Consider the following 25,907-nt stretch of genomic DNA (forward strand, 5'->3'; position numbering starts at 1 on the left):
GATCAGAACAGCCGTTCGCGCACGTAGACGGTGTCGCCTGCAAGGATCGGGTCGGTTATCGGCACGCGGCCTGTGATGATCTGTCCGTTGATCTGGCGGGTCACGTCGACATCCCGTTGATTGGCGCGGCTGTTGAAGCCGCCGGAGACGGCGATGGCGTTGAGGATCGTCATGCCCGGCACATAGGCGTATTGCCCCGGTTGCCCGACCTGGCCCATGACGAAGATGGACCGGTAGCGATCGACTTCGATCGAGACGTCGGGATCACGCAGGTACCCCTGCTTGAGCTTCTGGGCGATCGCGCCTTCGAGCTGGGTGAGGGTCGCACCGCGAGCCGCGACCTGACCAACGAGCGGGAAGGCGATGTAGCCGGCCTGGTCAACGGTATAGGTGTTGGTGAGGCTCGGTTGTTCGAAAACGGTGACGCGCAGACGGTCGCCGCTGTCGAGCCTATACGGCTGGATCGTGGCCTCGTGAAAGACCTTTGGGGCAGGGCGATAACTCGCGCAGCCCGAAACGCCGATCGACAGGACCACGCTTGCGATCAGAACCATCGCCTGTTTGCCGACCATCGCCATGCGCTGCTGCGCTCCCACTGAACCCACATTCGTTGGCCTGTTATCGAATGGTTAGGGTTAATGCCGGGTAAACGTCTGGTGGCGGATTGCCTCATTCAGGCGCAAAAACTGGGAGCATCACGGTTAACCCTTGAGTTACCATGATCCTTTACTTTCGCGGGCAAGATGTTCCGGGAGTCTGTGATGCCGAGTGTGGACCGCGATCAACATGATGTCGATATCGACCTGGCCCAGCTCTTTCGCGCCGTGTGGGAGCGAAAGGGGAGGATCCTGGCCGCGACTGCGCTTGTCGGGGTGCTGGCCTTCGTTGGTGCCAATGCGATTTCGCCCACCTACAAGGGCGATGCAAAACTTCTGATCGAGCCGCGCGAGCCGAACTTCTCGGCATCGGGAACCTCGTCCTCGATCGCCGAACCTTTGCCCGACGAACTGAATATCGCAAGCCAGGTGCAACTGCTCCAGTCCGTCGATCTGATCAAGCAGGTGGCCCGGGACCTCAAGCTGCATGAGCGCACCGAATTCGATCCGGACTCCAGCCCTTCCGTCGTCACCGACTTCCTCGTGCTCTTTGGACTGAAGAGTAACCCGCTGGAACTGCCGCCCGAAGAGCGCGTCATCAACGCCTTCAAGGAAAAGCTCGCCGTCTATCAGGTCGACAAATCGCGGGTGATCGGGATCGAGTTCACGTCGCAGGATCCGAAGCTCGCAGCGGCTGTCCCGAACACGATGATGGACGTCTATCGCTCCTTGCAGAGCGGAGCCAAGCTCGACAGTAATTCCGACGCCGTCCGCTGGCTGGAGACGGAGATCGCCAATCTGCGCGAAAAGGTCCGCGAGGCCGAGCAGAAGGTTGCGGAATATCGCTCCTCGGCGGGCTTGATGTCACTCGGCTCCGATCAGAGCTCGTTCAGCAGCAAGCAGCTCTCCGATATCTCGACGGAACTCGCCCGGGTCCGTGGCGAACGCGCGAATGCCGAAGCAACCGCTGAAAACCTGCGTGCCAGCATCAAGGCTGGAAGGTCGACCGAAACGCTGGATGCGGTTGCCCGCTCGGAATCGATCCAGCGCCTGAGGGCCGCCGAATCGCAGCTGCGCGCCCAGATTTCCGATCTCTCCACGCGCCTCCTCGATGGTCATCCCCAGATGAAGGCCCTGCGTGCCCAGCTTTCGGGTATCCGCGAGCAGGTACAGGCCGAATCGCTGAAGGTCGCGGCCGGCCTCGAAAATGAAGCCGCCGTTGCTCGTGAACGCGAAACACAGCTGCTTGCCCAGCTGAATACCTTGAAGGCTGACACGGCCCGTGCCGGCGAGGACGAAGTCGGCTTGAAGTCACTGGAACGCGAGGCGACCGCCCAGCGTCAGCTGCTCGAAACCTATCTGGCCCGCTACCGCGAGGCGTCGTCACGCCTCGACAAGGATTCGAGCCCTGCTGATGCGCGTGTGATTTCCACCGCGATCGAGCCACAGGAGCCGAACTTCCCGAAGGTTCTGCCGATTACGATCGTCGCGACGTTGTCGACCATGATTCTCGCGGCCGTCGCCGTGATGCTTGCCGAACTTTTCAGCGGTCGGGCCTTGCGTCCCACGGGGGCAGTGGCTCCCGTTGCGGTCCGTCGTGAGGAAGAGGCGCTACCGCGTCAGGAAGCCGCTACCGATCCGGGCAAGCCCGAGCGTTCGGCCGATACGCCCGCGAGCCTGTTGAATGTTGCCCCGGACGCCGAACTGGTCGAGGAGATGGAGCAGGTCGTCACTGCCGAGATTCCTGCGGCTGAGACTGTCGAGGAGCATGACGAGTTCTCTATCGCATCCGTGGCCAATTTTCTCGTCGAGCAGGAAACGCGGATCGCTTTTGCGATTTCGCCATCGGGCGACGATGGCTCGCTCGGCACGGTCGCTCTCGCTCGCGAACTTGCCGAACGCGGCAAGCGCATGGTTCTCGTCGACATGACGGGATCAGCCTGCCCGACGCGGTTGATGGCGTCCTGGCGCGATCTTCCTGGAATCACGGATCTGTTGACCGGCGAAGCCGCCTTTGCCGATTGCATCCATCCTGATCGTTCCTCGACGGCCGATATCGTCCCGCAGGGCAATGCGGATATCCGTCAGGCCATGCGTGGCGCCGACCGTCTCTCCATGATCGTCGATGCACTCGCTGACGTCTACGATCTGGTTCTGGTCGAATGCGGTCCTGCGAATGCAGAAAGCGTCGCCCGTCTCAGCCGCAATGGCCGCCACGAGATCATCCTCTCGGCTCCCGATCCCAGGGCGGACGAGCTTGCCGAGATCATGGTGACCTTCGAGGATGTCGGCTACTCGGATCTCGTTCTGCTTTCGGTGAAGACGCCGCCAAGCCGCCACGCGAGAGACGCAGCCTGATATCGGCCGTTCTCCGGGCCGGGAACGATCAATCCTCTGGTTTGCCAATCGGCGCAGCCGTGCCTTGGGCTCGCATCCTTTGGATGAGCGTATAGAGATGCGGATTGCCTTTGATGAAGGTTTTCGTCCGGGTGAGGCTTCGATGCGTCATCGCCGCGAGGTGACCTGCAGGGCGCAGAGGCAGCAAGACATCATGGTGGACGGTTTGCACGGAGCACCAGCGACGCTTGTAGTCCTGATCGCCAATGCCGAAGTCGAACAGGGCAGCACCGTTCAGGGCGCTGCGCTCGATGACCAACCAGAACAGGAGTTCGCCGGGGCTCGCCTCCGCCATCAGACTGTCGTCGATCGAGCCGAACTGACAGATGACGTGATCGCCCTTGCGCGAGAGACCGGTGATGGCGGCGATCTTGCCGTCATGCTCGCCCTTCAGGCGAACGGCATGCAGTTCGAGCGGCACGTCGCTTCCGCCGCGATCCACCTCGAGAAGCATCCGAAAGAAGGCTTGCGTCTCCGCAGGCTGGAAGACGTTTGGCAAGCCGCCCGAGGCAAACCGGGCGGCCTTCTGCTGAAAGAAGCGTTCGAGCAGGGCTTGCTGCTCGGCAAGCTTGGTCGGGCGGATATGCTCGAATCCGCCTGCGGCTTCCAGCTTGCGGATCTGTGCGCGATACTTCTTGCGGCGGCTCTTGGCATTCAGCGGCGCAATCGTCTCTTCCATGGTCGCACACAGCGGCAGCTGGAAGGAGGCGTTCTGGTTGCGGATATGCGGCAGAGCCGATAGCGGATGCTGCTCGCCCCGCCAGTCGAAGGGGATGTTCGTCAAGCTTAGCAGGTCGGCGTGGTCACGCAACGCTTCGACCAGCAGTGTTTCGAGCGCGTGGCCGGGAAGCGTCGATGCTACCGATCGGAAGCGGGCGCTGAACAGGCCGCTGTTGAAGTTCGTGAAGGCGGATCCGATGAAGCGGGCATTGCGCACGAGATAGTGCCGTTCGATCTCAAGCGGCAGCAGGAAGGCGGTCTCGTCGTTCAGGCGTCCTTCGACGATGGCAAGCGGATGGCCATGGGTCTCGACCCAGGCGCGGCACCAGTCATAGCCTTGATGCAGTGAGTTCCACGGATCGGCCTCGAGCTGCCGCCAGACCTGTTCCAGCGGCTTCATGCGCTGATGAACCGTCAGCGAGAGCCGTCCAGCGGGGCTGTCGAGGGTCGTTCGATTGCGTTCGACGGTGGCGCCGTCATCTGGCAGATCTTCGGCAAATGCCATCGCATCATGGCGTATCTGGGCCCGCATGTACCCTATCCTGTCCGGTTTCACTGACGCGCAGGAGCTTAGGCGGACACTGCCAACAAACGGTTATCGGTTTCGCAGATGAGCAGCCTGACACCGTGCCAGGGTAAAGGCGGAGTTAATCCGCGTCCTTCTTGTTGAAGGGGCCGGCCATCCACTTGATCACGAGCATGGCCGGAATAACCCAGAGCAGGCCGGTCAGGAGGAAGTAAAGCAGATGAGCCCACCAGGGCGCGGTCGCGAGCGTTGCCGTCGCGATCGTGGTCGCGAGCAGGGCATAGACCGACACGATCAGGATGATCAGGATCGTACCGATGAAGGATCTCAGTTTCGGGCGCCTTGTCATGCCTTATTCCTACTCGACGTCGCCGTCTTCCGCGACGCGACCGCTTGCCGCAAACCGGCGGGCTTGTTTTGCACGGCTGACTGATGCAAATCAACGGTCGAAAAGAGGATTGACGAATGACAGCAGTATTGACCGGAACCGAGTTGCAGGTGCGCAAGGAAATCGCTCGCGTGGATGCTGACCGAAAGGCGGTCCGCATCTGGCTCGGCGTGGTGATTCTTGCGCTGTTCTGTCTCGTGCTGGTCGGCGGCGCAACCCGCCTGACCGACTCGGGCCTGTCGATCACCAAGTGGGAACCTATCCATGGTGTCATCCCGCCGCTGACCGCCGCAGAGTGGGAAGAAGAGCTCGAACTTTATCGTCAGATCCCGGAATACCAGCAGATCAACAAGGGCATGAGCCTCGACGAGTTCAAGTTCATCTTCTGGTGGGAATGGGCGCATCGACTGCTCGCCCGCCTGATCGGCGTGCTGTTTGCCGTCCCGCTCGCCTATTTCTGGCTGCGCGGCAAGATCGAGCCGAGCCTGCGCAAGCCGCTGGTCGGGCTTCTCGCGCTTGGAGGCCTGCAGGGCTTCATCGGCTGGTGGATGGTCTCCTCAGGTCTCAGCGAGCGGACTGACGTCAGCCAGTATCGTCTGGCCGTCCACCTGATGATGGCCTGCTTCATCTTCGCCAGCTGTGTCTGGATCTATCGCAGCCTTTACCCGCATACGGACGATGCTGTTCCGACGGAAAAGAGCCGTCTCTTCGCGGGCGTTCTGCTTATCATGACGTTTGTTCAGATTTATCTTGGCGCGCTTGTGGCGGGTCTCGATGCCGGGTTCACCTACAACACCTGGCCGCTCATGGACGGCGCCTGGGTGCCGCAGGGGCTCTTCATGCAATCGCCCGCGTGGATCAACATCTTCGAAAACCCCAAGACGGTGCAGTACATCCATCGCATCGGCGCATATGTTCTGTGGGGGGCGGCACTCGCCTATATGATCCAGTCTCTGCGGGCGGCTCCCGAGACCACCCATGCCCGCCGTAGCGTGGTGCTTTTCGTCCTCATCAGCATCCAGGCGGTAATCGGCATCGCGACGCTCGTGATGCAGGTGCCGCTGGCTGCCGGTGTCATCCATCAGGGCATGGCGCTGGTGGTGCTCGCCTTTGCCGTCGCCCATCTGCGCGCCTTCTACGGCGAGCGCCCGAAGCCGGTTGTGGTCGAAGTCCGCGACTGAGCCAGATCAGCCGAAGCGATAGGCGGAGTAAGGTTTTCCGAGGAACACACCCCGGAAGACCTGCCGCCCAGCATCGGAGCCTGCTGCACCTGACGCGACGAACAGCGGCACGAGGTGATCGTGGTCGGGCACATGGCAGGCCAGGGCATCCGGGTTCTGCTCCCAGGTCGCGAGCACTTCTGAACGAAGCGCGCTGTCGGGTGAGGAGACCGCCAGCGTCAGCCAGTCGTCAAACCGGATCGCTTGCTCAACATGATTTGGTTCGGCCTGCCGGAACATCCGCATGTTGTGATAGCTCATGCCCGAAGCGATGATCAGCACGTCTTCGTCACGCAACGGCGCAAGCGCCTCGCCGATCGCCACATGGCTTTGAACATCCAGCGTATTCTTGAGAGAAATCATCGTCAGCGGGACATCCGCATCCGGATAGAGCAGCATGAACGGGATGAAGACGCCATGATCGAAGCCGCGCGCGGCATCCTCGGCGCTCTCGATCCCGGCCTCTGCCAGTAGCGCTCGCGCGCGGGCCGCAAGGTCCGGCGAGCCCGGGGCAGGGTAGGAGAGTTCGTAGGTGTGCGGCGGGAAATTATAGTAGTCGAAGAGCATGCCAGGCTTCGCAGCCGTGCTCACCGTCGGCACCGGTTCCTTCTCCCAATGGCCTGAAACCACGAGCACGGCCTTCGGCCGCCGCCCGATTTCCGCATCGAGGCCTTCGAGGAAGGCCCGCAGATCGTCCCAGGGCGCCTTGCCCTCGGCATCCCTGGGGAAGTCCATGAACGGCCAGGGGCCACCGCCATGCGGAATGAAATAGACGGGGAAACGATGGCGATGTGGGATTTCGCTGCTCATGACGACCTCGCTGGTACGCTTCCGTCCTACCAAAGGGTGATGAGGCCGGCGATCCGTCATTCAGTCGACAAAGTGTTCGACAACGAGCGATCTTGCGATCCGGGCAAAGGCCAGACGCTCCGCAAGCCTTGCATCGCCTGCCAGCGACGCCCCGTCTTCCAGCATCCAGGCGACAGAGAGCATCGCGTGAACCGCCGCATAACTCAGGACCTTCCTGCCGCTGCAGCCGAAATGAGCCGCGAATCTCTCCGTTAGGCGCATGATGCGCAGCCGATCCAGGACGAGCGTCTCATTTCCCTGCGGGTTTCCGAAGACATTGGCCACATCATAGACCGGGTCGCCATAAAGTCCCTGGGGATCGATCGCCCGCCACTCGCCGGAGGCATCCTGGACTAAGTTCTCGTGATGGAGGTCACCGTGAAGCGGTCTTTGGCCCAGTTGCTCGCTGAGCAAACCGCGTGCAATACGCGCTGCCCAGCTTGCGAGCGTGCCGAGTTCGGACGATCCAGATGTTTCCGCAAGCAAGAACAGAGACTTGAAATGTCGATCGAGGGGCACGAGCGCTTCTGGAGCTGTTCGTCCGCCTGGAGCATGCAGCTTGCCCAGCACACGGAGCACGACGTCCGTTGCTTCCTCGTCGCCCCAGCGATCAAGGTGTTCCCGCAGCGTCCGCGCGCCCCCATCTTCGAGCAGAGATGAGTGGCCGATACGGTCAATGAGGCGAACGGCACCGAGACCCTGCCTCCACTCGAGAAAGTCGAGGCCAGGCAGTTCGCCGTGTCCCGCAGGCTTGAGGCTCTTTACAATGTTTGTCGAGCCACGCCGCCAAACTCGAAAAACAAGACTGGACGGCGTGTCAGCGACGAGCTCCGCCTTGTCGATGCTCCAGGCTTCTGTGAGAGCGACGGGTAGCTCAGGCAACGCGGCCACGGCATCACGCCGACAGCATCAGATCCATGTTCTGCACGGCCGCTCCTGACGCGCCCTTGCCGAGATTGTCGAGCAGGGCGACCAGATTGACATGCGCGCCACCGGGCGTGCCGAAGACGAAGAGCTTCATCGTGTCCTGGCCGACCAGTTCTTCGGCATCCACGCGCGGCAGCTTGGCACTTTCACCGAGCGAAACGACGCTGACGATATCCTGCCCCGCATAATGGCCGACGAGTGCCGCATGGATGCTCTCAACCGTCGTGCCGGCGGAGAGATCTTCGAGGAAGAGCGGCACCTGGACGATCATGCCCTGCGCAAATCGCCCGACGGACGGGGCAAACAGCGGCGCGCGGTCAAGCAGGCCATGGGTCTGCATCTCCGGCACATGCTTGTGCTTGAGCGTCAGGCCGTAGAGGAAGTTGTTCGCCGCCAGATGCTCCGGATGGGTCTTGTCCTCCATCTGCGCAATCATCTGCTTGCCACCGCCGGTATAGCCCGACACGGCATTGACAGAAATCGGATAGCCGTCCGGCAGGATGCCAGCGGCGCGCAGCGGCCGGATGAGGCCGATCGCACCGGTCGGATAGCAGCCGGGATTGGAAACATAGCGCGCCGATTGGATCTTCGCCTTCTGCGCCTTGTCCATCTCGGCAAAGCCATAGGCCCAGTCCGGATGCACCCGAAATGCGGTTGAGGCATCCAGCAAACGGACATTGTTGTTCGCCGCCGTCATCTCATAGGCCTGCTTCGACGCATCGTCCGGCAGGCTGAGGATGGCGATATCGGCGCTGTTGAGCATGTCCTCGCGCATCTTCTCGTTCCGCCGCTCGGCTTCCGGGATGGACAAAAGCTCGATGTCGCGACGATCGGCCAGGCGCGTGCGGATCTGCAGACCCGTTGTGCCGTGTTCGCCGTCGATGAAGATCTTCGCTGCCATTTGTCTAGTCCCGTCAGAGGTTTGGATGAGAATCTGGATTCTGATTGTGAGTGTGTTGAATCAATGTGTCAGGCGCGTGTCGCAAGCTTCTCAGCGCGCAAGCCCAGCATATACATCGCAACCGTCGCACCGGCAATTGCGGTGATGTCGGCATGGTCATAGGCTGGCGCCACCTCGACGATATCAGAGCCACGGATGTCGAGAGCCCCGAGCTTGCGCAGGACCGAGAGCATCTTGGCGGAGGAGGGGCCGCCGGCGACCGGTGTCCCCGTGCCCGGAGCATAGGCCGGGTCGAGGCAGTCGATGTCGAAGGTCATATAGGTCGGAGCCGTGGCAACATGCGAGACGATCGCGTCGGCGATGGCCTGCGCGCCCATGTCCTCGACATCGTAGCCCGGGATGATCTTGATGCCGAAATCCTCCGGCGCTTCCGTGCGGATGCCGATCTGTATCGATTTCGTCGGATCGATCACACCCTCGCGCACGGCGCGGCAGACGAAGGAACCATGGTCGATCCGCTGGCCGTCATCGTCCCAGGTGTCCTGATGGGCATCGAAATGCACGAGCGCCAGCGGTCCGTGCTTGGCGGCATGGGCTTTTAGAAGTGGCCAGGTGACGAAGTGGTCGCCGCCAAGGCCAAGCAGGTAGGCGCCCGAAGCGATGATCTCGGACGCCTGGTCCTCGATCAGGGCAGGGGTCTTCTGATGATTGCCGTAGTCCAGAAGCACATCGCCGTAATCGATGACGGCCATCTGCTCGAAGAGATCGCGCGCAAAGGGATATTGCGGATCATTGTCGAAGATGGCCGAGGCGCGCCGGATTGCCTGGGGTCCGAAACGAGCGCCGGGACGGTTGGAGACGGCCGCATCGAAGGGAATGCCGAGCACGACCGCATCGACGTCGGTGAGGTCCTTGGAATACTTGCGGCGCATGAAGGAGAGCACGCCCGCATAGGTCGGATCGGTCGCTGCACCGCGCAGGGTCTTTGCGGTAAACGCGTTGTCGATCGATTTGCTGGCCATGATGCTCTTCTCCCTCTGAAAATTTGATCAAGTTAGTTGGTCGACTTGCTCGGTCAAGCCTCGATCGCCGGCAGCAGCTGCGCGGGTCGAGGCGAACGAAAAAAAGGCGGAGCCGAAGCCCCGCCTTGATTTCCGTTTCCGGTTGTCCAGCGATTAACGCTTGGAGAACTGGAACGAACGACGGGCCTTCGCCTTGCCGTACTTCTTACGCTCGACGACGCGGCTGTCGCGGGTCAGGAAGCCACCCTTCTTCAGGACCGGACGCAGGCCCGGTTCGAAGTAGGTGAGGGCCTTCGAGAGACCGTGACGAACGGCACCGGCCTGACCGGAGAGGCCGCCGCCGGCGACAGTCGCGATGATGTCGAACTGGCCGTCACGGGCCACTGCGACGATCGGCTGCTGCAGGATCATCTGCAGGACCGGGCGTGCGAAGTAAGTGGAGAACTCGCGGCCGTTGATGGTGATCTTGCCGGTGCCCGGCTTGACCCATACGCGGGCAACGGCGTTCTTACGCTTGCCGGTGGCGTAGGAGCGACCCAGCGAGTCGACCTTGCGGACGTGAGCCGGAGCTGCGTCCTGTGCCGGGGCAAGGTCCTTCAGGGAAGAAAGATCGGCCATACTTAGGCGCTCCTTGTGTTCTTGGCGTTCAGCTTGGCAACGTCGAGAGCGACGGGCTGCTGAGCTTCATGCGGGTGGTTCGTGCCAGGATAGACGCGCAGGTTCTTCATCTGGCGACGACCGAGCGGGCCACGCGGGATCATGCGCTCGACGGCCTTCTCGAGAACGCGCTCCGGGAAGCGGCCTTCGATGATCTGGCGAGCCGTACGCTCCTTGATGCCGCCCGGATAACCGGTGTGCCAGTAGTACTTCTTGTCGGCATACTTCTTGCCGGTGAAGACGACCTTTTCGGCATTGATGACGATGACGTTGTCGCCGTCGTCAACATGGGGGGTGTAGGTGGCCTTGTGCTTGCCACGCAGGTGCATGGCGATGATGGTGGCGAGGCGGCCGACAACGAGCCCTTCGGCGTCGATGAGGATCCACTTCTTCTCCACCTCTGCAGGCTTCTGAACGAAGGTAGACATTGAGGTCTCTTTCAGTGTGATCCTGTGTTTCCCAATTGTGGGAGCGACAGGCGTTTCTTGTTGCTTGTTTCGCGCCGTTTTCGACGCAAAAAAGAAGGCGGTCCCGAAGGGCCGCATTCCGAGGAGGGGTATAGAGGGAGTGCCGCTGGAGGTCAAGATCGCGGCAGCTCGGCGGGTTCGGAGAAACCGAAGGTAAAACAATGACTTGATGGTGTGGTGTTATTTTACCGCATGTCGATCGCTGTCGGCATCAGACTCCATGACCGCGCTAATCGGCCGGAAAAGACGGAATTCCGCATTCCAGCGAAGCAAGCAAATGGAACAGACGTGTCATAATTGTCCAGCGCAACCCATGATTTTGCTAATATGCGCATGAACATAATGAAAACATAAACCGAACGTACCGGCTGGGGTCGTCAACGGAGATCGCCATGTCGCTCGAACGCCGAATTTCGCTCATCACGCTCGGCGTCGCCGACGTCGCTCGCAGCACCGAGTTTTATGCGAGGTTGGGCTGGACAAAATCCGCCGCGTCCAACGACCAGGTGACCTTCATCCAGCTGAAGGGCACGGCCCTTGGTCTGTTTTCGCGCGCCAGCCTGGCGGAAGATGCGCATGTCTCGGACACGCCCCCGGGCTTTTCCGGCGTCACGCTCGCCTACAATGTCTCGAGCGAGATCGGCGTCGATGCCGTCGTGAAGTTTGCCGTGTCCTGCGGGGCAAGGCTGGTCAAACCGCCGGAGAAAGTCTTCTGGGGTGGTTACTCCGGTTACGTCGCCGATCCCGATGGTCATTTGTGGGAGATCGCCTTCAACCCCTTCTTCCCGCAGGATGAACACGGACATGTCATCCTTCCGGAATGATCGCTCGCATTTGACCGATATGGATACGCGCTCGTTAAGCGGTCCGCGCTAGAGTGAGATTGGGACAAGATGGACGGGTAAACCAAGGGCCTTTGCGGGCCGGGAGGAACGTCCATGAACCACGACACCTACCTCAACAGCTACCTTGCCGATATCCTTGCGACGGCCAAGAACGTGGCCGTCGTCGGCGCCTCGCCGGATGACAAGCGCCCCAGTCACTGGATCTCCGGCTTTCTGCTTGGCAAGGGCTATCACGTCTTCCCCGTCAATCCGCTGCATCGCGGCGAGCGTATCCTCGGGCAGCAGGTCTACGGATCGCTGGCGGAGATTCCGGAACCGGTTCATCTCGTCGATGTCTTCCGCCGCACGGAATGCCTGCCGGGCATCGTCGACGAGGTTCTGGCAATGTCGCCCCGGCCCTTCGCGATCTGGTGTCAGCTCGGCATTCGGGATGATGCGGCGGCCGAAAAGGCAGAGGCAGCAGGCATCAGCATGGTCATGAACCGCGCGCTGGTCTCCGAATATCCGCTTGTCTATGAGCGGCTGCATCCGGGCTCGGCGCAAGGTCATGCAGCCTAATACGCTCAGGCGATTCAGAAGCGGATGATCGGTTTTCCAAAGCCGAAACGACGCGTCTCCGGATCGTAGTCCTGGCAGTTGAGCACCGGGCACCGGGCGGCATCGCGCGTCGGCACATAGGCGCGCTCGGCATATTCATGCGGATCGCACATGGCGCTGCGTGTGACATAGCGGTCGTAGAGCGTCATGCCTTTCACGCGCGTCGACGGGTAGCGCAGAATGACCGCGCCTTCGTTCAGGACGCGCTGCCGGACCTGGTCGCAGGTGAGCGCAGTGGAGTTGTAGCGCGAAATTGCGAGTGCCGGCTGGGCAAGCAGCAGGGCTGCGATGGTTGTGATGGCAAGCTGTGTCGGGCGCATGGCGGACCTCCTTGAGACGGCAGATCAACGTGTGGCCGGGCAGGGCGGTTCCGCCTTGTTGCCGACGGCGGCCACACCATTTAATCCTGATCTAGCGAGATGGGGAGACAGACATGGCCGATCACGATCACTACAGCGCGGAAGACCTGCGGGACATCCTAGGAAGCGTCCGAACGATCGCGTTGCTCGGCGCGTCTCCGAAGCCGGATCGCCCGAGTTTCGGCGTCATGCGTTTCCTTCTGTCGAAGGGCTATACGGTCTATCCGGTCAATCCGGGGCAGGCCGGCAAGGAAATTCTCGGCCAGACCGTCTACGCCACGATGGCTGACATCCCTGAACCGATCGACATGGTCGACGTTTTCCGGGCACCTGAATACCTGGGCGAGGTGGTCGCAGAAACGCTTGCCTTGCCGAACCGGCCCAAGGTCATCTGGGGTCAGCTTACGGTCCGCGACGATGAAGCCGTCAAGCCGGCCGAAGAGGCTGGCATCCGCGTGGTCATGGACCGCTGCCCGGCGATCGAAATCCCCAGGCTCGGGCTCTGACGCGTTAGGCGCCGACCAGCAAGTCCGGATTGGCGCGCAGTGCGTTCAGCGTATCGGCATTGCCGCAATAGTCGACAAAGGTTTGCTCGGCCTTGCCGTGGCGCAGGTGCGCCCGGCAGGTATCCTTGGATGAACACTGCGCACAGGTCACCTGCATGTCGCGGAACAGGCGACGCATGCGGTACTCCACCTCTGCCGGATCGATGTTCAGGGCCCGCATCATCGCCGGCATTTCGTCGGCGGCATGCGGGCCTGCCTTCACGAGCGCCAGCAACTGATGGCTGCTGATGCCGCAGTCGTCTGCGAGCGCATCGACTTCGGCATCGGATAAGGCGGCAAGCATGTTGCCTTCATTGGCGGTTTCGAAACCCTGGGCGAACCAGGAGAGGATTTGCTGCACGGTGTGGCGGACCGGATCGGCGATCGTGAGTGTCATGCGTCTCTCCTTTAACTGCGAAGAGCATGCCAGCACGACGGACCACCGCATTGACCTCGATCAAGTATGAATTTCCCGATCACCCCCGCACTTTGGAATAATCCGGGCTGACATCGGGCGGCGACTGATTATGATCCGGCCCGAAGTCACATAGGGAGGACCAAATAATGTCGGAGAACAATCCGGGTTTCGCCACGCTTGCCATCCATGCCGGCGCTCAGCCGGACCCCACGACGGGCGCGCGCATCACGCCGATCTACCAGACCACAGCTTACGTCTTCAACGATAGCGACCATGCCGCAAATCTCTTTGCCCTCAAGGAGTTCGGCAATATCTACACCCGCATCATGAACCCCACCCAGGGCGTTCTGGAAGAGCGGATTGCAGCGCTTGAAGGCGGAACGGCAGCACTTGCGGTCGCTTCCGGTCATGCTGCCCAGCTCCTGATCTTCCACTCGCTTATGCAGCCCGGCGACAACTTCGTCGCCGCCAGGAAGCTCTATGGTGGCTCGATCAACCAGTTCGGCCATGCCTTCAAGAATTTCGGCTGGCAGGTCCGCTGGGCAGACCCTGCTGACCCCGAGAGCTTTGCCGCCCAGATCGATGACAAGACCAAGGCCGTCTACATCGAAAGCCTGGCCAATCCCGGCGGCACCTTCGTGGATATCGAAGCTATTGCCGAAGTCGCCCATCGACACGGTCTGCCGCTGATCGTAGACAACACCATGGCGAGCCCTTACCTCATCCGCCCGCTTGAGCACGGCGCCGACATCATCGTCCATTCCGTCACCAAGTTCCTCGGCGGCCACGGCAATTCCATGGGCGGTGTCATCGTCGATGGCGGCACCTTTGACTGGTCGGCCAAGCCTGGCAAATATCCGATGCTGTCAGAGCCGCGCCCGGAATATAACGGCGTCGTCCTGCATCAGGCTTTCGGGAATTTCGCCTTCGCCATCGCCTGCCGCGTCCTCGGCCTTCGTGACCTTGGGCCCGCAATCGCCCCGATGAACGCCTTCCTGCTCCTGACAGGCATCGAGACCCTGCCGCTCCGCATGCAGCGCCACTGCGACAATGCCATGAAGGTTGCGACCTGGCTGAAGAGCCACCCGAAGGTCGCCTGGGTCAACTATGCCGGCCTGCCCGACGATCCGAACAATGCGCTGCAGAAGCGCTACTCGCCGAAGGGCGCCGGGTCCGTCTTCACCTTCGGCATCAAGGGCGGGCTCGAAGCCGGCAAGGCGCTGGTCGGCGGCTTGAAGCTCTTCTCGCACCTGGCCAACATCGGGGACACCCGCTCGCTGATAATCCATCCGGCGTCGACGACCCATGCGCAGCTCTCCGAAGCCCAGCAGATCGCAGCCGGTGCCGGACCCGACGTGGTGCGTCTGTCCATCGGCATAGAGGACGCGGAAGACATCATCGCCGATCTCGAACAGGCTCTGGCCTCTGCCTGATCTGTCCTTTGAGCGGCGGTGCGAAACGCCGCCGCTCGTTTCCCTGGAGACCATGATGAGCCTGTCCCTGCCATTCGATCCCTCCACCGTCACGCCGGAAGAGGGCGCTCCCGCCGCCGATCGCCTGATTTCAGGCGACCCACGCTTCACCACCTGGAACATCGAGGAAGCCGACGGTGGCATCTATGCCGGTATTTGGCAGTCGACGCCCGGCAAGTGGCGGATCGTCTACGATGAATGGGAGTACTTCCACATTCTCGAAGGCCACTCTGTTGTCACCGAGGAAGGCGGCGAGCCTGTTCACTTGAAGGCAGGCGACCGCCTGATCCTCAGACCCGGCTTCAAGGGAACCTGGGAAGTGCTTGAAACGACTCGCAAGGACTATGTGATCCGGCTTTAGCTTGCGGCCTTAAGCCTGGCCGCTGCCGCCTCGTGTTCGGCAGCCATGGCGACATCTTCGGCCGACACCTTGTGAACACTCGCGCGACCGTCGATGCGGGCCATATAGGCCTGAAACGCCGGGCGCGCCTCGACGAGGCCGAACATCGTCGTCCAGCGCAGCGCGATCCCCCAGAGCAGATCCGCTGCCGTGAAGCGCTCGCCGAGCAGGTAGGGGCCCGTCTTGAGCGCCTCCTCTAGCATGTCGATCAGCGACTCGTAGCTGGCATAGGGGGTCTCGTTCATCGATCCCGGCTCGCGCTTCATGAAGCGATCGACGACTGCCGGTTCGAAGCAACTGCCATAGATGAAGAGCCAGCGCAGATAAGCGCCGCGATCCGGGTCCGTGAGGGCAGGGGCAAGCCCCGCTTCGGGGTAGAGATCAGCGAGATAGAGGTAGATTGCGCCCTGTTCGGTAACCAACGTATCGCCGACTCGCACCGCCGGCACCTTGCCGAGCGGGTTGATCGCGAGATAGGCGGGCTGGCGCTGCTCGCCCGTCTTCATGTTCAGCACATGCAGATCGTAAGGCACCTTCAGTTCCTCGAGTAACACGCGCGCACCGGTGGCGCGGGTCTGCGGCGAGTAGAAGAGGGTGATCTGATGGTCTTTGCTCATTGGAAGTCTCCCATTTTTTAAACTGGACGCGCCTCGGGGCGACGAAGGGAGAATGCGCCACCATACCTGTCAGATTGTGTCAGGTTGGTTTAGCATGATGGTCGAAAGGGAGATTTTCTGATGCGGGCGAGCCGGCTGATCAACATCCTGACGACGCTGCAGGCGAAGGGGCTGGTGACGGCCGAGGCACTGGCTGACGAAAACGAGGTTTCGGTACGCACCATCTACCGCGATATCGATGCCCTCTCACTGTCAGGTATCCCCGTCTACAGCGAGCGGGGCTCGGACGGCGGCTATCGGCTGTTGGATGGCTATCGCGTGCGGCTGAATGGCCTGACGCCGTCAGAGGCCGAGGCCATGTTCCTGTCCGGTATTCCTGGCGCCGCCGCCGATCTCGGTCTCGGTTCGCTGATGGCCGGCGCCCAGAAGAAGCTGACGGCCGCCTTGCCCGAGGATCTGCGCGAAAGCGCCCGCCGCATGCAGCAGAAGTTCCATCTCGACGCGCCTGCCTGGCTCGCGGAGGGGGAGCAGCCCATCTATTTGCAGGCGATCGCCGATGCGGTCTGGAATTCCAAGCGCATTCGCATGCGCTATCGCTCCTGGAAGGCGGAAAAGAACCGTGAGGCCGAACCGCTCGGCATCGTCATGAAGGGCGGAGCCTGGTATCTTGCCGCCCGCGTCGACGGCACTGTCCGCACCTACAGGATCTCGCGTGTCCTCGACCTGATCGTCACCGAAGAGCGTTTCGATTGGCCGAGAGATTTTGATCTCGCAGAATACTGGAACGAAAACACGCGGCGCCTCGAACTCGAGCTCTACCCGAACTCGGCAGTGATCCGGCTCTCGGCCTGGGGACTAAAAGAGCTGGAGCACATGGCGTCACCCTATGTGCGCGCCAATCTCGAATTGCTGGGAGAGCCTGACGAGTATGGCTGGCAGACGGTCCGCCTGCCAGTGGCGCATGAGCGCATGGCCGTCTCCGAAATGCTGAAGCTCGCAACGGAGGTCGAGGTGATCGACCCGCCGGAATTGCGGCTCGCCATGCGGCGGGCCGTCGAAGCGCTGATGGTCCGATACGCCGAGCCGGCTGCCCTCACCAGGTTAGATCCAGCCGTTCCAGGCCGTGGAAGTGATAGACGTCCTTTACCGTGGGCGTCTGTGCAATCTTCAGCCCTGGCAGCCGTTTGAAGAGCAGCGGCAGCACGATCTTGAGTTCGAGACGCGCAAGCGGTGCACCGATGCAGAAATGGATGCCTGCGCCGAAGGAGAGATTGGCCCCTTCATCGCGCGAAGGCTTGAAGGCGAGTGGTTCCGGGAATTTCTGCGGATCGAGATTGGCCGCAGCCAGGATCAGGCTCACCTTATCGCCACGCTGAAAGCTGACGCCGTCGATCTCGCAGGGCTCCAGACACCAGCGCTGGAAGATATGCACCGGCGCACAGATGCGAAGTGTTTCCTCGACGGTCCGCTCCGTCGTCTTCTCGTCGGAGAACAGCGTTGAGGGATCGATGCCGCTGTCGAGGATCACGCGCACCGAGTTGCCGATCTGGTGCACGGTCGCTTCATGGCCGGCATTGAGCAGCACGATCGTTGTCGAGATCAGCTCGTCCTCGGTGAGGAACTGGCCCTTGTGCTCGGTGTGGATCATGTGGCTCAAGAGATCGTCGCTCGGATTGGCGCGGCGCTCGGCAATCACTGTCCGAACATAATCCGCAAATTCCTTCGCCGAGCGGTCTGCGGCTTCCTCGTCTGCACGCGTCCGCTTGAACATGTACATGCCGACATAGTCGTGGCTCCATTTGAGGAGCTGTGGTCCCATGTCCTCGGGGATGCCGATCATCCGCGCGATCATCGTGACCGGGATGATGTCGGCAAAGGTCGACAGAAGCTCGGTCTTTCCATCCTTCTCGAAATCGTCGATCAGCCGGTTCGCGAGCAGCTCGATCTCAGGCGTCATCTTCTCGACATGGCGAGAGACAAAGGCGCGGTTGACGAGCGTCCTCAGGCGCGTGTGCTCCGGCGGCTCGATCTCGAGCAGGGAATGCTCCTCAGCCTTGTCGAAGTGACGGGTGTGCTCGGCTGGTTCCGGCATGCCGAGCTCCTCGCGGGTCGCGATATGCAGGATCTGCCGGCCAAAGCGGCGGTCGCGCAAAAGCGCGTTCACATGGTCATAGCCGGTGAAGAACCATTGCTTCTGTTCCTCCCAGTAGAAGGTCGGACAGCTGTCATGCAGGGCCGCATAGGTGCGGTTCGGATCGCTGTAGAAGGCCGGATCGCGGGCGTCGAGGGAGACCCGACGGGTGGCGGGGTCGATGGAAAGGAAGGATGTCTGTGTCATGCGTTCTGTTTATCCTTTGCATCCCCGCGCGCAAGGGGAAGCGGATGCGCTCAGTCGTCCAGCTTGTGGGCAACGGCAGAGATGCGTTTCAGAATGGCCACCTGTCGGCTCGCCTGCCGATCGACCTCTACCTGTATGTTGTCTTCGCGCACTGGCGGCACGGTCACGGTGAGGTTGCCCGAGCGCAGCGAGGTGCGGTTTCTCCCTTGCGCCTTGGCCGTGTAGAGCGCGAGATCGGCCTCGGACAGGAGCTTGTCCAGATCTGCGTCGCGCAGAGAACTGGTCGCGATGCCGACGCTGGTGGTAACAGAGATCGCCTCGTCTTCGGTCGGGATGCTGCGATCTGCCAGCGCCAGCCGCACGGTCTCGGCAAACAGCGCCGCATCCCTCGGTTCCGAAATCGCGAGGACTGCGGCGAATTCTTCACCGCCGGTCCGCGCGAATACCGCACGCTGCGGCAGGAGCGACCGGCAGACCTCGGCAAACTCCCGCAGGACCCGGTCACCGACCGTATGGCCATGTCGGTCATTGATCTGCTTGAAATGATCGAGGTCGAAGATCAGGACGGCCAGTGTGTTGAGGGGAGTGCTTTCCACAAGCCCCTGATAGGCCTCGGAAAAGCCGCGCCGGTTGAGCGCGCCGGTCAGTGGATCGGTCCTGACCAGTGCCTGAAGCTGTTCCTGGGAACGGTCCATTGTAATCTTGGCGAGTATCACGACCGAGGTCACAAAGCCGATGACCGCGAGCGTTCCTATCCACATGGAGAAATAGTTGTCGGCAAAGCTCGTGGGGCGCTGGAAAATGACGAACGCGGCAAAACCCAGCGTCACCGCAGATTGACCACCCCAGATGCAGACAAGCAGGGCGCGATCGCGGCGGGAGCTAAATTGCGCGCGCGCGGCGATGAAGGCCAGCGTCGCGAAGCCGATGGCGGCGGCCACATTGTAAAGCGAGACCCTAAAGGCGAACTCCATCCGGATGAAGGGTGCGAGGTTTCCGGCGAGCCAGACTACGGGCGGGATCCACAAAAGCCGCGGTGCCGGCCTGTGATCAAGGGCTGCGAGCCCCTTCACCCAGAGACTGAAGCCGAGGAGCGATATGGTGTTGGCCGTCTGGATCGAAACGAAATCGGGGATCTGTCCGCGCAGCGCGACCAGTCCAAGGCCACTCGCATGAAACAGGAATCCGGTGCCGAACCATAAGAAGTGTTTCTGGTCACGGGCGTGCCACCAGATGGCCATGAGCAGAATCGCGAGCGTGCTGGCCTGGATAACCCAGAGCAAAAACGCGGTCTTGACGTCAATCACGATGCAATTCCTGAAACGAATTCGGCAGTCTATCGCTGCAGAATGGGCCAAGCAGGTTAAACAGTCACTATGAAAACGCGCAGAATCCTGCCCCGGCCAGGAATTGAGCAAAGGCCAGACTTACCGAAATTTCACCATGTTAGCCGTTTCTTGTGTACGGATATCGCGCCATGGCACTCAGCCGCCCGTCGAGCCGGCCGAAAGTCAGGATCTCCAGCAGGGAGCGCATCGCGACCATTAAGGATATCCGGTCCTCGTGTCTTGAATGTCTGGGTGCGGACACTCTATGTAGGGATTGACAAAGATTACGTGATTCCCGCCACACGGATGTGCCGGGGAGAGGCTGAAAAGGACCGACATGAGAAATCCCGTTGATACCGCTCTCGCTCTGGTGCCGATGGTCGTCGAGCAGACCAACCGTGGCGAGCGCTCCTACGACATCTTTTCTCGACTGCTGAAGGAGCGGATCATCTTCCTTACGGGCCCGGTCGAAGACACCATGGCCTCGCTCGTCTGTGCCCAGCTTCTCTTCCTTGAGGCCGAGAACCCGAAGAAGGAAATCGCCATCTACATCAATTCGCCGGGCGGTGTCGTCACCTCCGGCATGGCGATCTACGACACGATGCAGTTCATCCGTCCGGCCGTGTCGACGCTTTGCATCGGCCAGGCCGCTTCGATGGGCTCTTTGCTCCTCGCTGCAGGCGAGAAGGGCATGCGCTTTGCCACCCCGAACTCGCGGATCATGGTTCACCAGCCTTCCGGCGGCTTCCAGGGGCAGGCCTCTGACATCGAGCGCCATGCTCGTGACATCATTAAGATGAAGCGTCGCCTGAACGAGGTCTATGTCAAGCACACCGGCAAGACATACGACGAAGTCGAGAACACGCTTGATCGTGACCACTTCATGGAATCGAGCGAAGCCAAGGAATGGGGTCTGATCGACCGTATCCTGACCTCGCGCGCTGAAATGGAAGGCGCTGCACCGTCGGCCTGACCCTTGTTGCGGATGCCGGTATCGGACCGATGCCGGCAGACGTGATGGCACCCGGGGTTTAAAGTCGACGCAAAAGCGCTAATAGTAGGATTAAGGCTATGTTGAATCTTTGTGACATAGTCTGCCGAGACTGAGAGTTTTCGTTGCCGCCGCTCCGACAAGGTCGGATCGGCTAGTAGCTCCGGATCGGAAGAGGTTTTCACCAAAGGCGGCGGTGGAAGCTGAACAGTGTGAGTGACCGCCCTGCCGTGACTGCGGTGGCGCGGCGTGCTGGAAGGATAAAGACATGAGCAAAGTCAGCGGAAGCAACGGCGGTGACTCCAAGAATACCCTTTATTGTTCCTTCTGCGGCAAGAGCCAGCACGAGGTCCGCAAGCTGATTGCCGGACCGACGGTGTTCATCTGCGATGAATGCGTCGAACTCTGCATGGATATCATCCGCGAAGAGAATAAGTCTTCGATGGTCAAGTCTCGTGACGGCGTTCCCACGCCGCAGGACATCATCAAGATCCTCGACGAATACGTGATCGGTCAAAAGCAGGCGAAGAAGATCCTCGCTGTGGCCGTGCACAACCACTACAAGCGCCTTTCGCACGCCTCCAAGGGCGGCGACGTGGAACTGGCGAAGTCGAACATCATGCTCGTCGGCCCGACCGGCTGCGGCAAGACCTATCTTGCCCAGACGCTTGCCCGCATCATCGACGTGCCCTTCACCATGGCGGATGCCACGACTCTGACCGAAGCCGGTTATGTCGGTGAAGACGTCGAAAACATCATCCTGAAGCTCCTGCAGTCGGCAGATTACAACGTCGAGCGCGCCCAGCGCGGCATCGTCTATATCGACGAAGTCGACAAGATCTCCCGCAAGTCGGACAATCCCTCGATCACCCGCGACGTATCGGGCGAGGGCGTCCAGCAGGCGCTTCTGAAGATCATGGAAGGCACGGTCGCGTCCGTTCCTCCGCAGGGTGGCCGCAAGCATCCCCAGCAGGAATTCCTGCAGGTGGATACGACCAACATCCTGTTCATCTGCGGCGGCGCCTTTGCCGGCCTCGACAAGATCATATCCGCCCGCGGCGAAAAGACCTCGATCGGTTTTGGCGCAACGGTGAAGGCGGAAGACGATCGCCGCGTCGGCGAAGTTCTGCGTGAACTCGAGCCGGAAGATCTCGTCAAGTTCGGCCTTATCCCGGAATTCATCGGTCGTCTGCCAGTCCTGGCGACGCTTGAAGACCTGGACGAAGATGCACTGATCCAGATCCTGTCCGAGCCGAAGAACGCGCTTGTGAAGCAGTACCAGCGCCTGTTCGAAATGGAGGACGTCGAACTGTCCTTCCACGAGGACGCGCTTCGCGAGATTGCCCGCAAGGCGATCACCCGCAAGACCGGTGCCCGTGGCCTTCGTTCGATCATGGAAAAGATCCTGCTCGACACGATGTTCGAACTGCCGGAACTGGAAGGCGTCCGCGAAGTCGTCATCTCCGACGACGTCGTCAACGGCAATTCCCGCCCGCTCTACATCTATGCCGATCGCCAGGAAGAGAAGGCCAACGCTTCCGCCTGATCGTTTCGGATCGATTGCAGCGAAAAGCCCGCCCTTGTGGCGGGCTTTTCCGTTTCGGGCGATCTTTTTTGGTGCTGCCTGTGGTTATCTCCGGAGCCCTTGTCCATTTACGGTATTCGCTGTTGTCAGGCCCGTCGATTGGGCTAGAACAGGGGCGAGTGAACGCTTGAGTTCTGCGTCGCCGTTACCGCGTATCCGCGTTCCCGATCATCCATGCGACGACCGGCTGCCTTTCAGGCGACGAAGTGACGCGCATGGTTCGCATCAGGTCCGCAATGTAGTGTGAAAGCGGGCAGGTTCTGTCATGCTGATGTCACAGATTCGGCGCGGGCACAGGCGGCAGGCTTGAATTGGCGGGAGCGCCACTCCACTTGTTGGAGGATCGAAAAATATGCCTGATGCCTCTTTTGGGTCGGCATGGAGTCCCGGTTTCCCCGGGACGTTTGAAAGGAAGTGAAATGACGAATACGTCAGCTGCAAACGAGGTGAACACCTATCCGGTGCTGCCTCTGCGCGACATCGTGGTGTTTCCTCACATGATCGTTCCGCTGTTCGTCGGTCGTGAAAAGTCCATTCGCGCTCTGGAAGAGGTGATGGGCTCCGACAAGCAGATCATGCTGGCCACCCAGATCAACGCAAGCGACGATGATCCGGCGCCGGATGCCATCTACGAGGTTGGCACCGTCGCCAACGTCCTGCAGCTCCTGAAGCTGCCCGACGGCACCGTGAAGGTGCTGATCGAAGGCCGTGCACGCGCCAAGGTCGAAAGCTATACCGGCCGCGAAGATTACTACGAAGCCAAGGCCAGCATCCTCGCCGAGCCGGCAGAAGATGCGGTCGAGATCGAGGCCCTGTCCCGCTCCGTGGTTTCCGAGTTTGAAAACTACGTCAAGCTGAACAAGAAGATCTCTCCCGAGGTCGTCGGCGCCGCAAGCCAGATCGAGGACTACTCGAAGCTCGCCGATACGGTTGCTTCGCATCTCTCCATCAAGATCACCGAAAAGCAGGAAATGCTGGAAACGGTGAGCGTGAAGACGCGCCTGGAAAAGGCGCTCGGCTTCATGGAAGGCGAGATCTCGGTTCTCCAGGTCGAGAAGCGTATCCGCTCGCGCGTCAAGCGCCAGATGGAGAAGACGCAGCGCGAATACTACCTCAACGAACAGATGAAGGCGATCCAGAAGGAACTCGGCGACGGCGAAGACGGCCGTGACGAGATGGCCGAACTGGAAGAGCGCATCGCCAAGACCAAGCTTTCCAAGGAAGCCAAGGAAAAGGCAGATGCCGAGCTGAAGAAGCTTCGCCACATGAGCCCGATGTCGGCGGAAGCCACAGTCGTGCGCAACTATCTCGACTGGCTGCTGGGTCTGCCCTGGGGCAAGAAGTCCAAGGTCAAGATCGACCTCAACGCGGCTGAAAAGACCCTCGACGAGGACCATTTCGGCCTCGACAAGGTCAAGGAACGCATCGTCGAATATCTCGCCGTCCAGGCGCGCGCGACGAAGCTTAAAGGTCCGATCCTGTGCCTCGTCGGCCCTCCGGGCGTCGGCAAGACCTCGCTCGCCAAGTCGATCGCCAAGGCGACCGGCCGCGAATATGTGCGCATGGCGCTCGGTGGTGTGCGTGACGAAGCCGAAATCCGCGGTCACCGCCGCACCTATATCGGCTCCATGCCCGGCAAGATCGTGCAGTCGATGAAGAAGGCCAAGAAGTCCAACCCGCTCTTCCTGCTCGACGAGATCGACAAGATGGGCATGGACTTCCGTGGCGACCCGTCTTCGGCCCTGCTTGAGGTGCTGGATCCGGAACAGAACTCGACCTTCATGGACCACTATCTCGAAGTGGAATATGACCTGTCGAACGTCATGTTCGTGACGACCGCCAACACGCTGAATATCCCGGGTCCGCTGATGGACCGTATGGAGATCATTCGTATTGCCGGTTACACCGAGGATGAGAAGCTTGAGATCGCGAAGCGGCACCTGCTGCCGAAGGCGATCAAGGAACATGCCCTGCGGCCGGAAGAATTCTCCGTTGCCGACTCGGCGATCCTGGCGATCATCCAGCAGTACACCCGCGAAGCTGGCGTTCGCTCCTTCGAACGCGAACTGATGAAGCTTGCCCGTAAGGCCGTCACCGAAATCATCAAGGGTAAGGTGACCTCGGTTGCCGTGACCGGTGAGAACATCAACGAATATCTGGGCGTCCCACGCTTCCGCCACGGCGAAGCCGAGGGCGAAGACCAGGTGGGCGTTGTCACGGGTCTGGCCTGGACGGAAGTGGGCGGCGAGCTGCTGACCATCGAAGGCGTGATGATGCCCGGCAAGGGCCGCATGACGGTCACGGGCAACCTGAAGGAAGTGATGAAGGAATCGATTTCCGCTGCGGCATCCTATGTCCGTGCGCGCGCCGTCGATTTCGGCATCGAGCCTCCGCGCTTCGACAAGTCGGACATCCACGTTCACGTTCCGGAAGGCGCAACGCCGAAGGACGGTCCGTCCGCCGGTATCGCCATGGCAACCGCCATCGTCTCGATCATGACCGGCATCCCGGTTTCCAAGGATGTCGCGATGACTGGCGAAGTGACGCTTCGCGGTCGCGTCTTGCCGATCGGCGGCCTGAAGGAAAAGCTGCTCGCAGCGCTTCGTGGCGGCATCAAGAAGGTTCTGATCCCGGAAGAGAATGCCAAGGACCTGGCTGACATTCCGGACAACGTGAAGAACAACATGGAGATCATCCCCGTGTCCCGCATGGGCGAAGTGATCCGTCATGCGCTGGTTCGCGTGCCTGAACCGATTGAATGGGACGGAACCGTTGAAACGCCGGCCATTGCGGTGGTCGACGGGACTGACGAAACCGGTGCAACAGTCGCTCACTGAGGCAAATCTGCCATAAGTGAGCCACAAAGCTCCAAAACCGACAAAAAGGCTGGCATTTTTGCCAGCCTTTTTTGTGAAAAGCCGCTTAAAAGGCTTGTTTTCCGGGGCTTTCGGGTGCTTTTGAGTTGCGAAGGGCAGAAGCTTTCGTATTCTCCGCCCGACTTAATCATTTGAGTCGTTTCATACCAATCAGAAAGGGTGGAAACATGAACAAGAACGAACTCGTATCCGCGGTCGCCGAGAAGGCTGGCCTCACCAAGGCTGACGCTGCCTCTGCCGTTGATGCCGTTTTTGAAACGGTCCAGGCTGAACTGAAGAACGGCGGCGACATTCGTCTCGCTGGCTTCGGCGCCTTCACCGTCGCCCGTCGCGAAGCCTCCAAGGGCCGCAATCCGTCCACTGGCGCTGAAGTCGATATCCCGGCTCGCAACGTGCCGAAGTTCACGGCCGGCAAGGGCCTGAAGGACGCTGTCAACAGCTGATCCGTCGTGACCGTCGCCACCCTTCGGTGCCGATGGTCAGCTGACACCCTGGTTAGCCCGGCCTCTGTGCCGGGCTTTCTTTTTGCGCTCTTGCGCTGCAGCATGGGCTGTCATATTTCTGTTGCGCCGGATTGTCCGGCATTCGTTCTCAGGGCGGGGTGAAACTCCCCACCGGCGGTAAGGAGGAAACTCCAAGCCCGCGAGCGCCTGGTCTTCTCTAAGGGAAGGGCAGGGTCAGCAGATCCGGTGTAACTCCGGAGCCGACGGTTAAAGTCCGGATGAAAGAGAATGAGGTCAGGCTGTGCCCTGCATCCGCGTCACGCGGATCAGTTGGGCGTTGCTGCGCAGGTCCGTGCCCGTCCGGGCGCGGTTTTTCGTCGTCCTCATCTGTCCTGATTTGTGTTGGTCCTTTGGATAAGGAAA

Annotated in this window: 26 protein-coding genes and 1 riboswitch; of the genes, 12 read left to right on the forward strand and 14 right to left on the reverse strand. The window is 60.9% G+C overall.

The window, feature by feature from the left end; all coding sequences use genetic code 11:
* Window positions 1-2: 2 nt before the first annotated feature.
* Window positions 3-578, reverse strand: a complete 576-nt coding sequence (locus IP85_RS15560; RefSeq protein WP_054150587.1) for a polysaccharide biosynthesis/export family protein — start codon at window positions 576-578, stop codon at window positions 3-5.
* Between the two features lie 183 nt (window positions 579-761).
* Here IP85_RS15560 and IP85_RS15565 point away from each other — a divergent pair, with 183 nt between their 5' ends.
* Window positions 762-2,954 carry a Wzz/FepE/Etk N-terminal domain-containing protein gene (locus tag IP85_RS15565; RefSeq protein WP_054150588.1) on the forward strand — a complete coding sequence of 731 codons (2,193 nt, stop codon included), beginning with the start codon at window positions 762-764 and terminating at the stop codon, window positions 2,952-2,954.
* Window positions 2,955-2,982: 28 nt separating this feature from the next.
* On the opposite strand, the gene IP85_RS15570 is transcribed toward IP85_RS15565, so the two are convergent.
* Entirely contained in the window at window positions 2,983-4,245 is a 1,263-nt protein-coding gene (locus IP85_RS15570) for a GNAT family N-acetyltransferase (protein WP_082347747.1), read from the reverse strand.
* Between the two features lie 115 nt (window positions 4,246-4,360).
* Window positions 4,361-4,588 carry a DUF2842 domain-containing protein gene (locus tag IP85_RS15575; protein ID WP_054150589.1) on the reverse strand — a complete coding sequence of 76 codons (228 nt, stop codon included), beginning with the start codon at window positions 4,586-4,588 and terminating at the stop codon, window positions 4,361-4,363.
* A gap of 116 nt (window positions 4,589-4,704) precedes the next feature.
* Between IP85_RS15575 and IP85_RS15580 the strand changes: the two genes are divergently transcribed.
* Complete coding sequence (locus IP85_RS15580) at window positions 4,705-5,808, forward strand: COX15/CtaA family protein (RefSeq protein ID WP_054150590.1); 1,104 nt, start codon at window positions 4,705-4,707, stop codon at window positions 5,806-5,808.
* A 6-nt stretch (window positions 5,809-5,814) separates the two neighbouring features.
* On the opposite strand, the gene IP85_RS15585 is transcribed toward IP85_RS15580, so the two are convergent.
* From IP85_RS15585 to rplM, 6 genes are all read right to left on the reverse strand, one after another.
* Window positions 5,815-6,657, reverse strand: a complete 843-nt coding sequence (locus tag IP85_RS15585; protein WP_054150591.1) for a class III extradiol ring-cleavage dioxygenase — start codon at window positions 6,655-6,657, stop codon at window positions 5,815-5,817.
* Between the two features lie 60 nt (window positions 6,658-6,717).
* Window positions 6,718-7,587 (reverse strand): aminoglycoside phosphotransferase family protein, encoded by an 870-nt coding sequence (locus IP85_RS15590; protein ID WP_054150592.1) that lies wholly within the window; start codon window positions 7,585-7,587, stop codon window positions 6,718-6,720.
* Between the two features lie 4 nt (window positions 7,588-7,591).
* Window positions 7,592-8,524, reverse strand: a complete 933-nt coding sequence (gene argC / locus IP85_RS15595; RefSeq protein WP_054150593.1) for an N-acetyl-gamma-glutamyl-phosphate reductase — start codon at window positions 8,522-8,524, stop codon at window positions 7,592-7,594.
* Between the two features lie 68 nt (window positions 8,525-8,592).
* Window positions 8,593-9,546, reverse strand: a complete 954-nt coding sequence (speB, locus tag IP85_RS15600) for an agmatinase (protein WP_054150594.1) — start codon at window positions 9,544-9,546, stop codon at window positions 8,593-8,595.
* A gap of 153 nt (window positions 9,547-9,699) precedes the next feature.
* Entirely contained in the window at window positions 9,700-10,164 is a 465-nt protein-coding gene (gene rpsI / locus IP85_RS15605) for a 30S ribosomal protein S9 (protein WP_054150595.1), read from the reverse strand.
* 2 nt (window positions 10,165-10,166) lie between these two features.
* Entirely contained in the window at window positions 10,167-10,631 is a 465-nt protein-coding gene (gene rplM, locus IP85_RS15610) for a 50S ribosomal protein L13 (protein WP_054150596.1), read from the reverse strand.
* Window positions 10,632-11,062: 431 nt separating this feature from the next.
* On the opposite strand from rplM, the gene IP85_RS15615 reads away from it, so the two are divergent.
* Window positions 11,063-11,494: a VOC family protein gene (locus IP85_RS15615; protein WP_054150597.1), complete on the forward strand. Its 432-nt coding sequence runs from the start codon at window positions 11,063-11,065 to the stop codon at window positions 11,492-11,494.
* A 114-nt stretch (window positions 11,495-11,608) separates the two neighbouring features.
* A complete protein-coding gene (locus tag IP85_RS15620) occupies window positions 11,609-12,073 on the forward strand; it encodes a CoA-binding protein (RefSeq protein WP_054150598.1) in 465 nt (154 codons plus the stop codon).
* A 14-nt stretch (window positions 12,074-12,087) separates the two neighbouring features.
* Here the strand turns inward: IP85_RS15620 and IP85_RS15625 are convergent, their stop codons facing one another.
* On the reverse strand, window positions 12,088-12,432 hold the full coding sequence (locus tag IP85_RS15625; RefSeq protein ID WP_054150599.1) for a hypothetical protein: 345 nt from the start codon (window positions 12,430-12,432) through the stop codon (window positions 12,088-12,090).
* Window positions 12,433-12,545: 113 nt separating this feature from the next.
* Here IP85_RS15625 and IP85_RS15630 point away from each other — a divergent pair, with 113 nt between their 5' ends.
* Window positions 12,546-12,977 carry a CoA-binding protein gene (locus tag IP85_RS15630; RefSeq protein ID WP_054150600.1) on the forward strand — a complete coding sequence of 144 codons (432 nt, stop codon included), beginning with the start codon at window positions 12,546-12,548 and terminating at the stop codon, window positions 12,975-12,977.
* Between the two features lie 4 nt (window positions 12,978-12,981).
* Here IP85_RS15630 and IP85_RS15635 read toward each other — a convergent pair whose 3' ends face one another.
* A complete protein-coding gene (locus IP85_RS15635) occupies window positions 12,982-13,413 on the reverse strand; it encodes a DUF6455 family protein (protein ID WP_054150601.1) in 432 nt (143 codons plus the stop codon).
* A gap of 167 nt (window positions 13,414-13,580) precedes the next feature.
* On the opposite strand from IP85_RS15635, the gene IP85_RS15640 reads away from it, so the two are divergent.
* Both IP85_RS15640 and IP85_RS15645 read left to right on the forward strand, forming a co-directional pair.
* On the forward strand, window positions 13,581-14,867 hold the full coding sequence (locus tag IP85_RS15640; RefSeq protein WP_054150602.1) for an O-acetylhomoserine aminocarboxypropyltransferase: 1,287 nt from the start codon (window positions 13,581-13,583) through the stop codon (window positions 14,865-14,867).
* Window positions 14,868-14,922: 55 nt separating this feature from the next.
* Window positions 14,923-15,267, forward strand: coding sequence for a cupin domain-containing protein (locus tag IP85_RS15645; RefSeq protein WP_054150603.1), 345 nt, complete (start codon window positions 14,923-14,925; stop codon window positions 15,265-15,267).
* On the opposite strand, the gene IP85_RS15650 is transcribed toward IP85_RS15645, so the two are convergent.
* The gene (locus tag IP85_RS15650; RefSeq protein WP_054150604.1) at window positions 15,264-15,923 is read right to left on the reverse strand and encodes a glutathione S-transferase family protein; all 660 of its coding nucleotides are present in this window, start codon (window positions 15,921-15,923) and stop codon (window positions 15,264-15,266) included. The two genes, IP85_RS15645 and IP85_RS15650, sit on opposite strands and share 4 nt — an antisense overlap.
* Window positions 15,924-16,043: 120 nt before the next feature.
* Here IP85_RS15650 and IP85_RS15655 point away from each other — a divergent pair, with 120 nt between their 5' ends.
* A complete protein-coding gene (locus IP85_RS15655) occupies window positions 16,044-17,111 on the forward strand; it encodes a YafY family protein (RefSeq protein WP_245280882.1) in 1,068 nt (355 codons plus the stop codon).
* Here the strand turns inward: IP85_RS15655 and IP85_RS15660 are convergent.
* Both IP85_RS15660 and IP85_RS15665 read right to left on the reverse strand, forming a co-directional pair.
* Entirely contained in the window at window positions 17,017-18,261 is a 1,245-nt protein-coding gene (locus IP85_RS15660) for a cytochrome P450 (protein WP_054150605.1), read from the reverse strand. The two genes, IP85_RS15655 and IP85_RS15660, sit on opposite strands and share 95 nt — an antisense overlap.
* A 50-nt stretch (window positions 18,262-18,311) precedes the next feature.
* A complete protein-coding gene (locus IP85_RS15665) occupies window positions 18,312-19,568 on the reverse strand; it encodes a GGDEF domain-containing protein (RefSeq protein ID WP_054150606.1) in 1,257 nt (418 codons plus the stop codon).
* 358 nt (window positions 19,569-19,926) lie between these two features.
* On the opposite strand from IP85_RS15665, the gene clpP reads away from it, so the two are divergent.
* From clpP to hupB, 4 genes are all read left to right on the forward strand, one after another.
* Entirely contained in the window at window positions 19,927-20,562 is a 636-nt protein-coding gene (gene clpP, locus IP85_RS15670; protein WP_054150607.1) for an ATP-dependent Clp endopeptidase proteolytic subunit ClpP, read from the forward strand.
* A gap of 286 nt (window positions 20,563-20,848) precedes the next feature.
* Window positions 20,849-22,126 (forward strand): ATP-dependent Clp protease ATP-binding subunit ClpX, encoded by a 1,278-nt coding sequence (gene clpX, locus IP85_RS15675; protein ID WP_054150608.1) that lies wholly within the window; start codon window positions 20,849-20,851, stop codon window positions 22,124-22,126.
* Window positions 22,127-22,584: 458 nt separating this feature from the next.
* Window positions 22,585-25,002, forward strand: a complete 2,418-nt coding sequence (lon, locus tag IP85_RS15680) for an endopeptidase La (protein WP_054150609.1) — start codon at window positions 22,585-22,587, stop codon at window positions 25,000-25,002.
* Window positions 25,003-25,208: 206 nt separating this feature from the next.
* Window positions 25,209-25,484, forward strand: coding sequence for a DNA-binding protein HupB (hupB, locus tag IP85_RS15685; protein WP_006727558.1), 276 nt, complete (start codon window positions 25,209-25,211; stop codon window positions 25,482-25,484).
* Between the two features lie 140 nt (window positions 25,485-25,624).
* Window positions 25,625-25,778, forward strand: a riboswitch (FMN riboswitch).
* Window positions 25,779-25,907: the final 129 nt, after the last annotated feature.

The organism is Rhizobium sp. AAP116, from assembly GCF_001295785.1.
In the GTDB taxonomy this organism is placed as follows: domain Bacteria; phylum Pseudomonadota; class Alphaproteobacteria; order Rhizobiales; family Rhizobiaceae; genus Allorhizobium.

Bases quoted from the DNA above. Each gene is read 5' to 3' on its own strand.
- IP85_RS15630 (WP_054150600.1), top strand. From the start codon at position 12,546: ATGGCCGATCACGATCACTACAGCGCGGAAGACCTGCGGGACATCCTA.
- IP85_RS15640 (WP_054150602.1), top strand. From the start codon at position 13,581: ATGTCGGAGAACAATCCGGGTTTCGCCACGCTTGCCATCCATGCCGGC.
- lon (WP_054150609.1), top strand. From the start codon at position 22,585: ATGACGAATACGTCAGCTGCAAACGAGGTGAACACCTATCCGGTGCTG.
- clpX (WP_054150608.1), top strand. From the start codon at position 20,849: ATGAGCAAAGTCAGCGGAAGCAACGGCGGTGACTCCAAGAATACCCTT.
- hupB (WP_006727558.1), top strand. From the start codon at position 25,209: ATGAACAAGAACGAACTCGTATCCGCGGTCGCCGAGAAGGCTGGCCTC.
- rpsI (WP_054150595.1), bottom strand. From the start codon at position 10,164: ATGGCCGATCTTTCTTCCCTGAAGGACCTTGCCCCGGCACAGGACGCA.
- IP85_RS15570 (WP_082347747.1), bottom strand. From the start codon at position 4,245: ATGCGGGCCCAGATACGCCATGATGCGATGGCATTTGCCGAAGATCTG.
- IP85_RS15565 (WP_054150588.1), top strand. From the start codon at position 762: ATGCCGAGTGTGGACCGCGATCAACATGATGTCGATATCGACCTGGCC.
- IP85_RS15575 (WP_054150589.1), bottom strand. From the start codon at position 4,588: ATGACAAGGCGCCCGAAACTGAGATCCTTCATCGGTACGATCCTGATC.
- IP85_RS15635 (WP_054150601.1), bottom strand. From the start codon at position 13,413: ATGACACTCACGATCGCCGATCCGGTCCGCCACACCGTGCAGCAAATC.
- IP85_RS15660 (WP_054150605.1), bottom strand. From the start codon at position 18,261: ATGACACAGACATCCTTCCTTTCCATCGACCCCGCCACCCGTCGGGTC.
- IP85_RS15585 (WP_054150591.1), bottom strand. From the start codon at position 6,657: ATGAGCAGCGAAATCCCACATCGCCATCGTTTCCCCGTCTATTTCATT.
- IP85_RS15625 (WP_054150599.1), bottom strand. From the start codon at position 12,432: ATGCGCCCGACACAGCTTGCCATCACAACCATCGCAGCCCTGCTGCTT.
- IP85_RS15655 (WP_245280882.1), top strand. From the start codon at position 16,044: ATGCGGGCGAGCCGGCTGATCAACATCCTGACGACGCTGCAGGCGAAG.
- IP85_RS15560 (WP_054150587.1), bottom strand. From the start codon at position 578: ATGGCGATGGTCGGCAAACAGGCGATGGTTCTGATCGCAAGCGTGGTC.
- speB (WP_054150594.1), bottom strand. From the start codon at position 9,546: ATGGCCAGCAAATCGATCGACAACGCGTTTACCGCAAAGACCCTGCGC.
- IP85_RS15620 (WP_054150598.1), top strand. From the start codon at position 11,609: ATGAACCACGACACCTACCTCAACAGCTACCTTGCCGATATCCTTGCG.
- clpP (WP_054150607.1), top strand. From the start codon at position 19,927: ATGAGAAATCCCGTTGATACCGCTCTCGCTCTGGTGCCGATGGTCGTC.
- argC (WP_054150593.1), bottom strand. From the start codon at position 8,524: ATGGCAGCGAAGATCTTCATCGACGGCGAACACGGCACAACGGGTCTG.
- rplM (WP_054150596.1), bottom strand. From the start codon at position 10,631: ATGTCTACCTTCGTTCAGAAGCCTGCAGAGGTGGAGAAGAAGTGGATC.
- IP85_RS15615 (WP_054150597.1), top strand. From the start codon at position 11,063: ATGTCGCTCGAACGCCGAATTTCGCTCATCACGCTCGGCGTCGCCGAC.
- IP85_RS15580 (WP_054150590.1), top strand. From the start codon at position 4,705: ATGACAGCAGTATTGACCGGAACCGAGTTGCAGGTGCGCAAGGAAATC.
- IP85_RS15645 (WP_054150603.1), top strand. From the start codon at position 14,923: ATGAGCCTGTCCCTGCCATTCGATCCCTCCACCGTCACGCCGGAAGAG.
- IP85_RS15650 (WP_054150604.1), bottom strand. From the start codon at position 15,923: ATGAGCAAAGACCATCAGATCACCCTCTTCTACTCGCCGCAGACCCGC.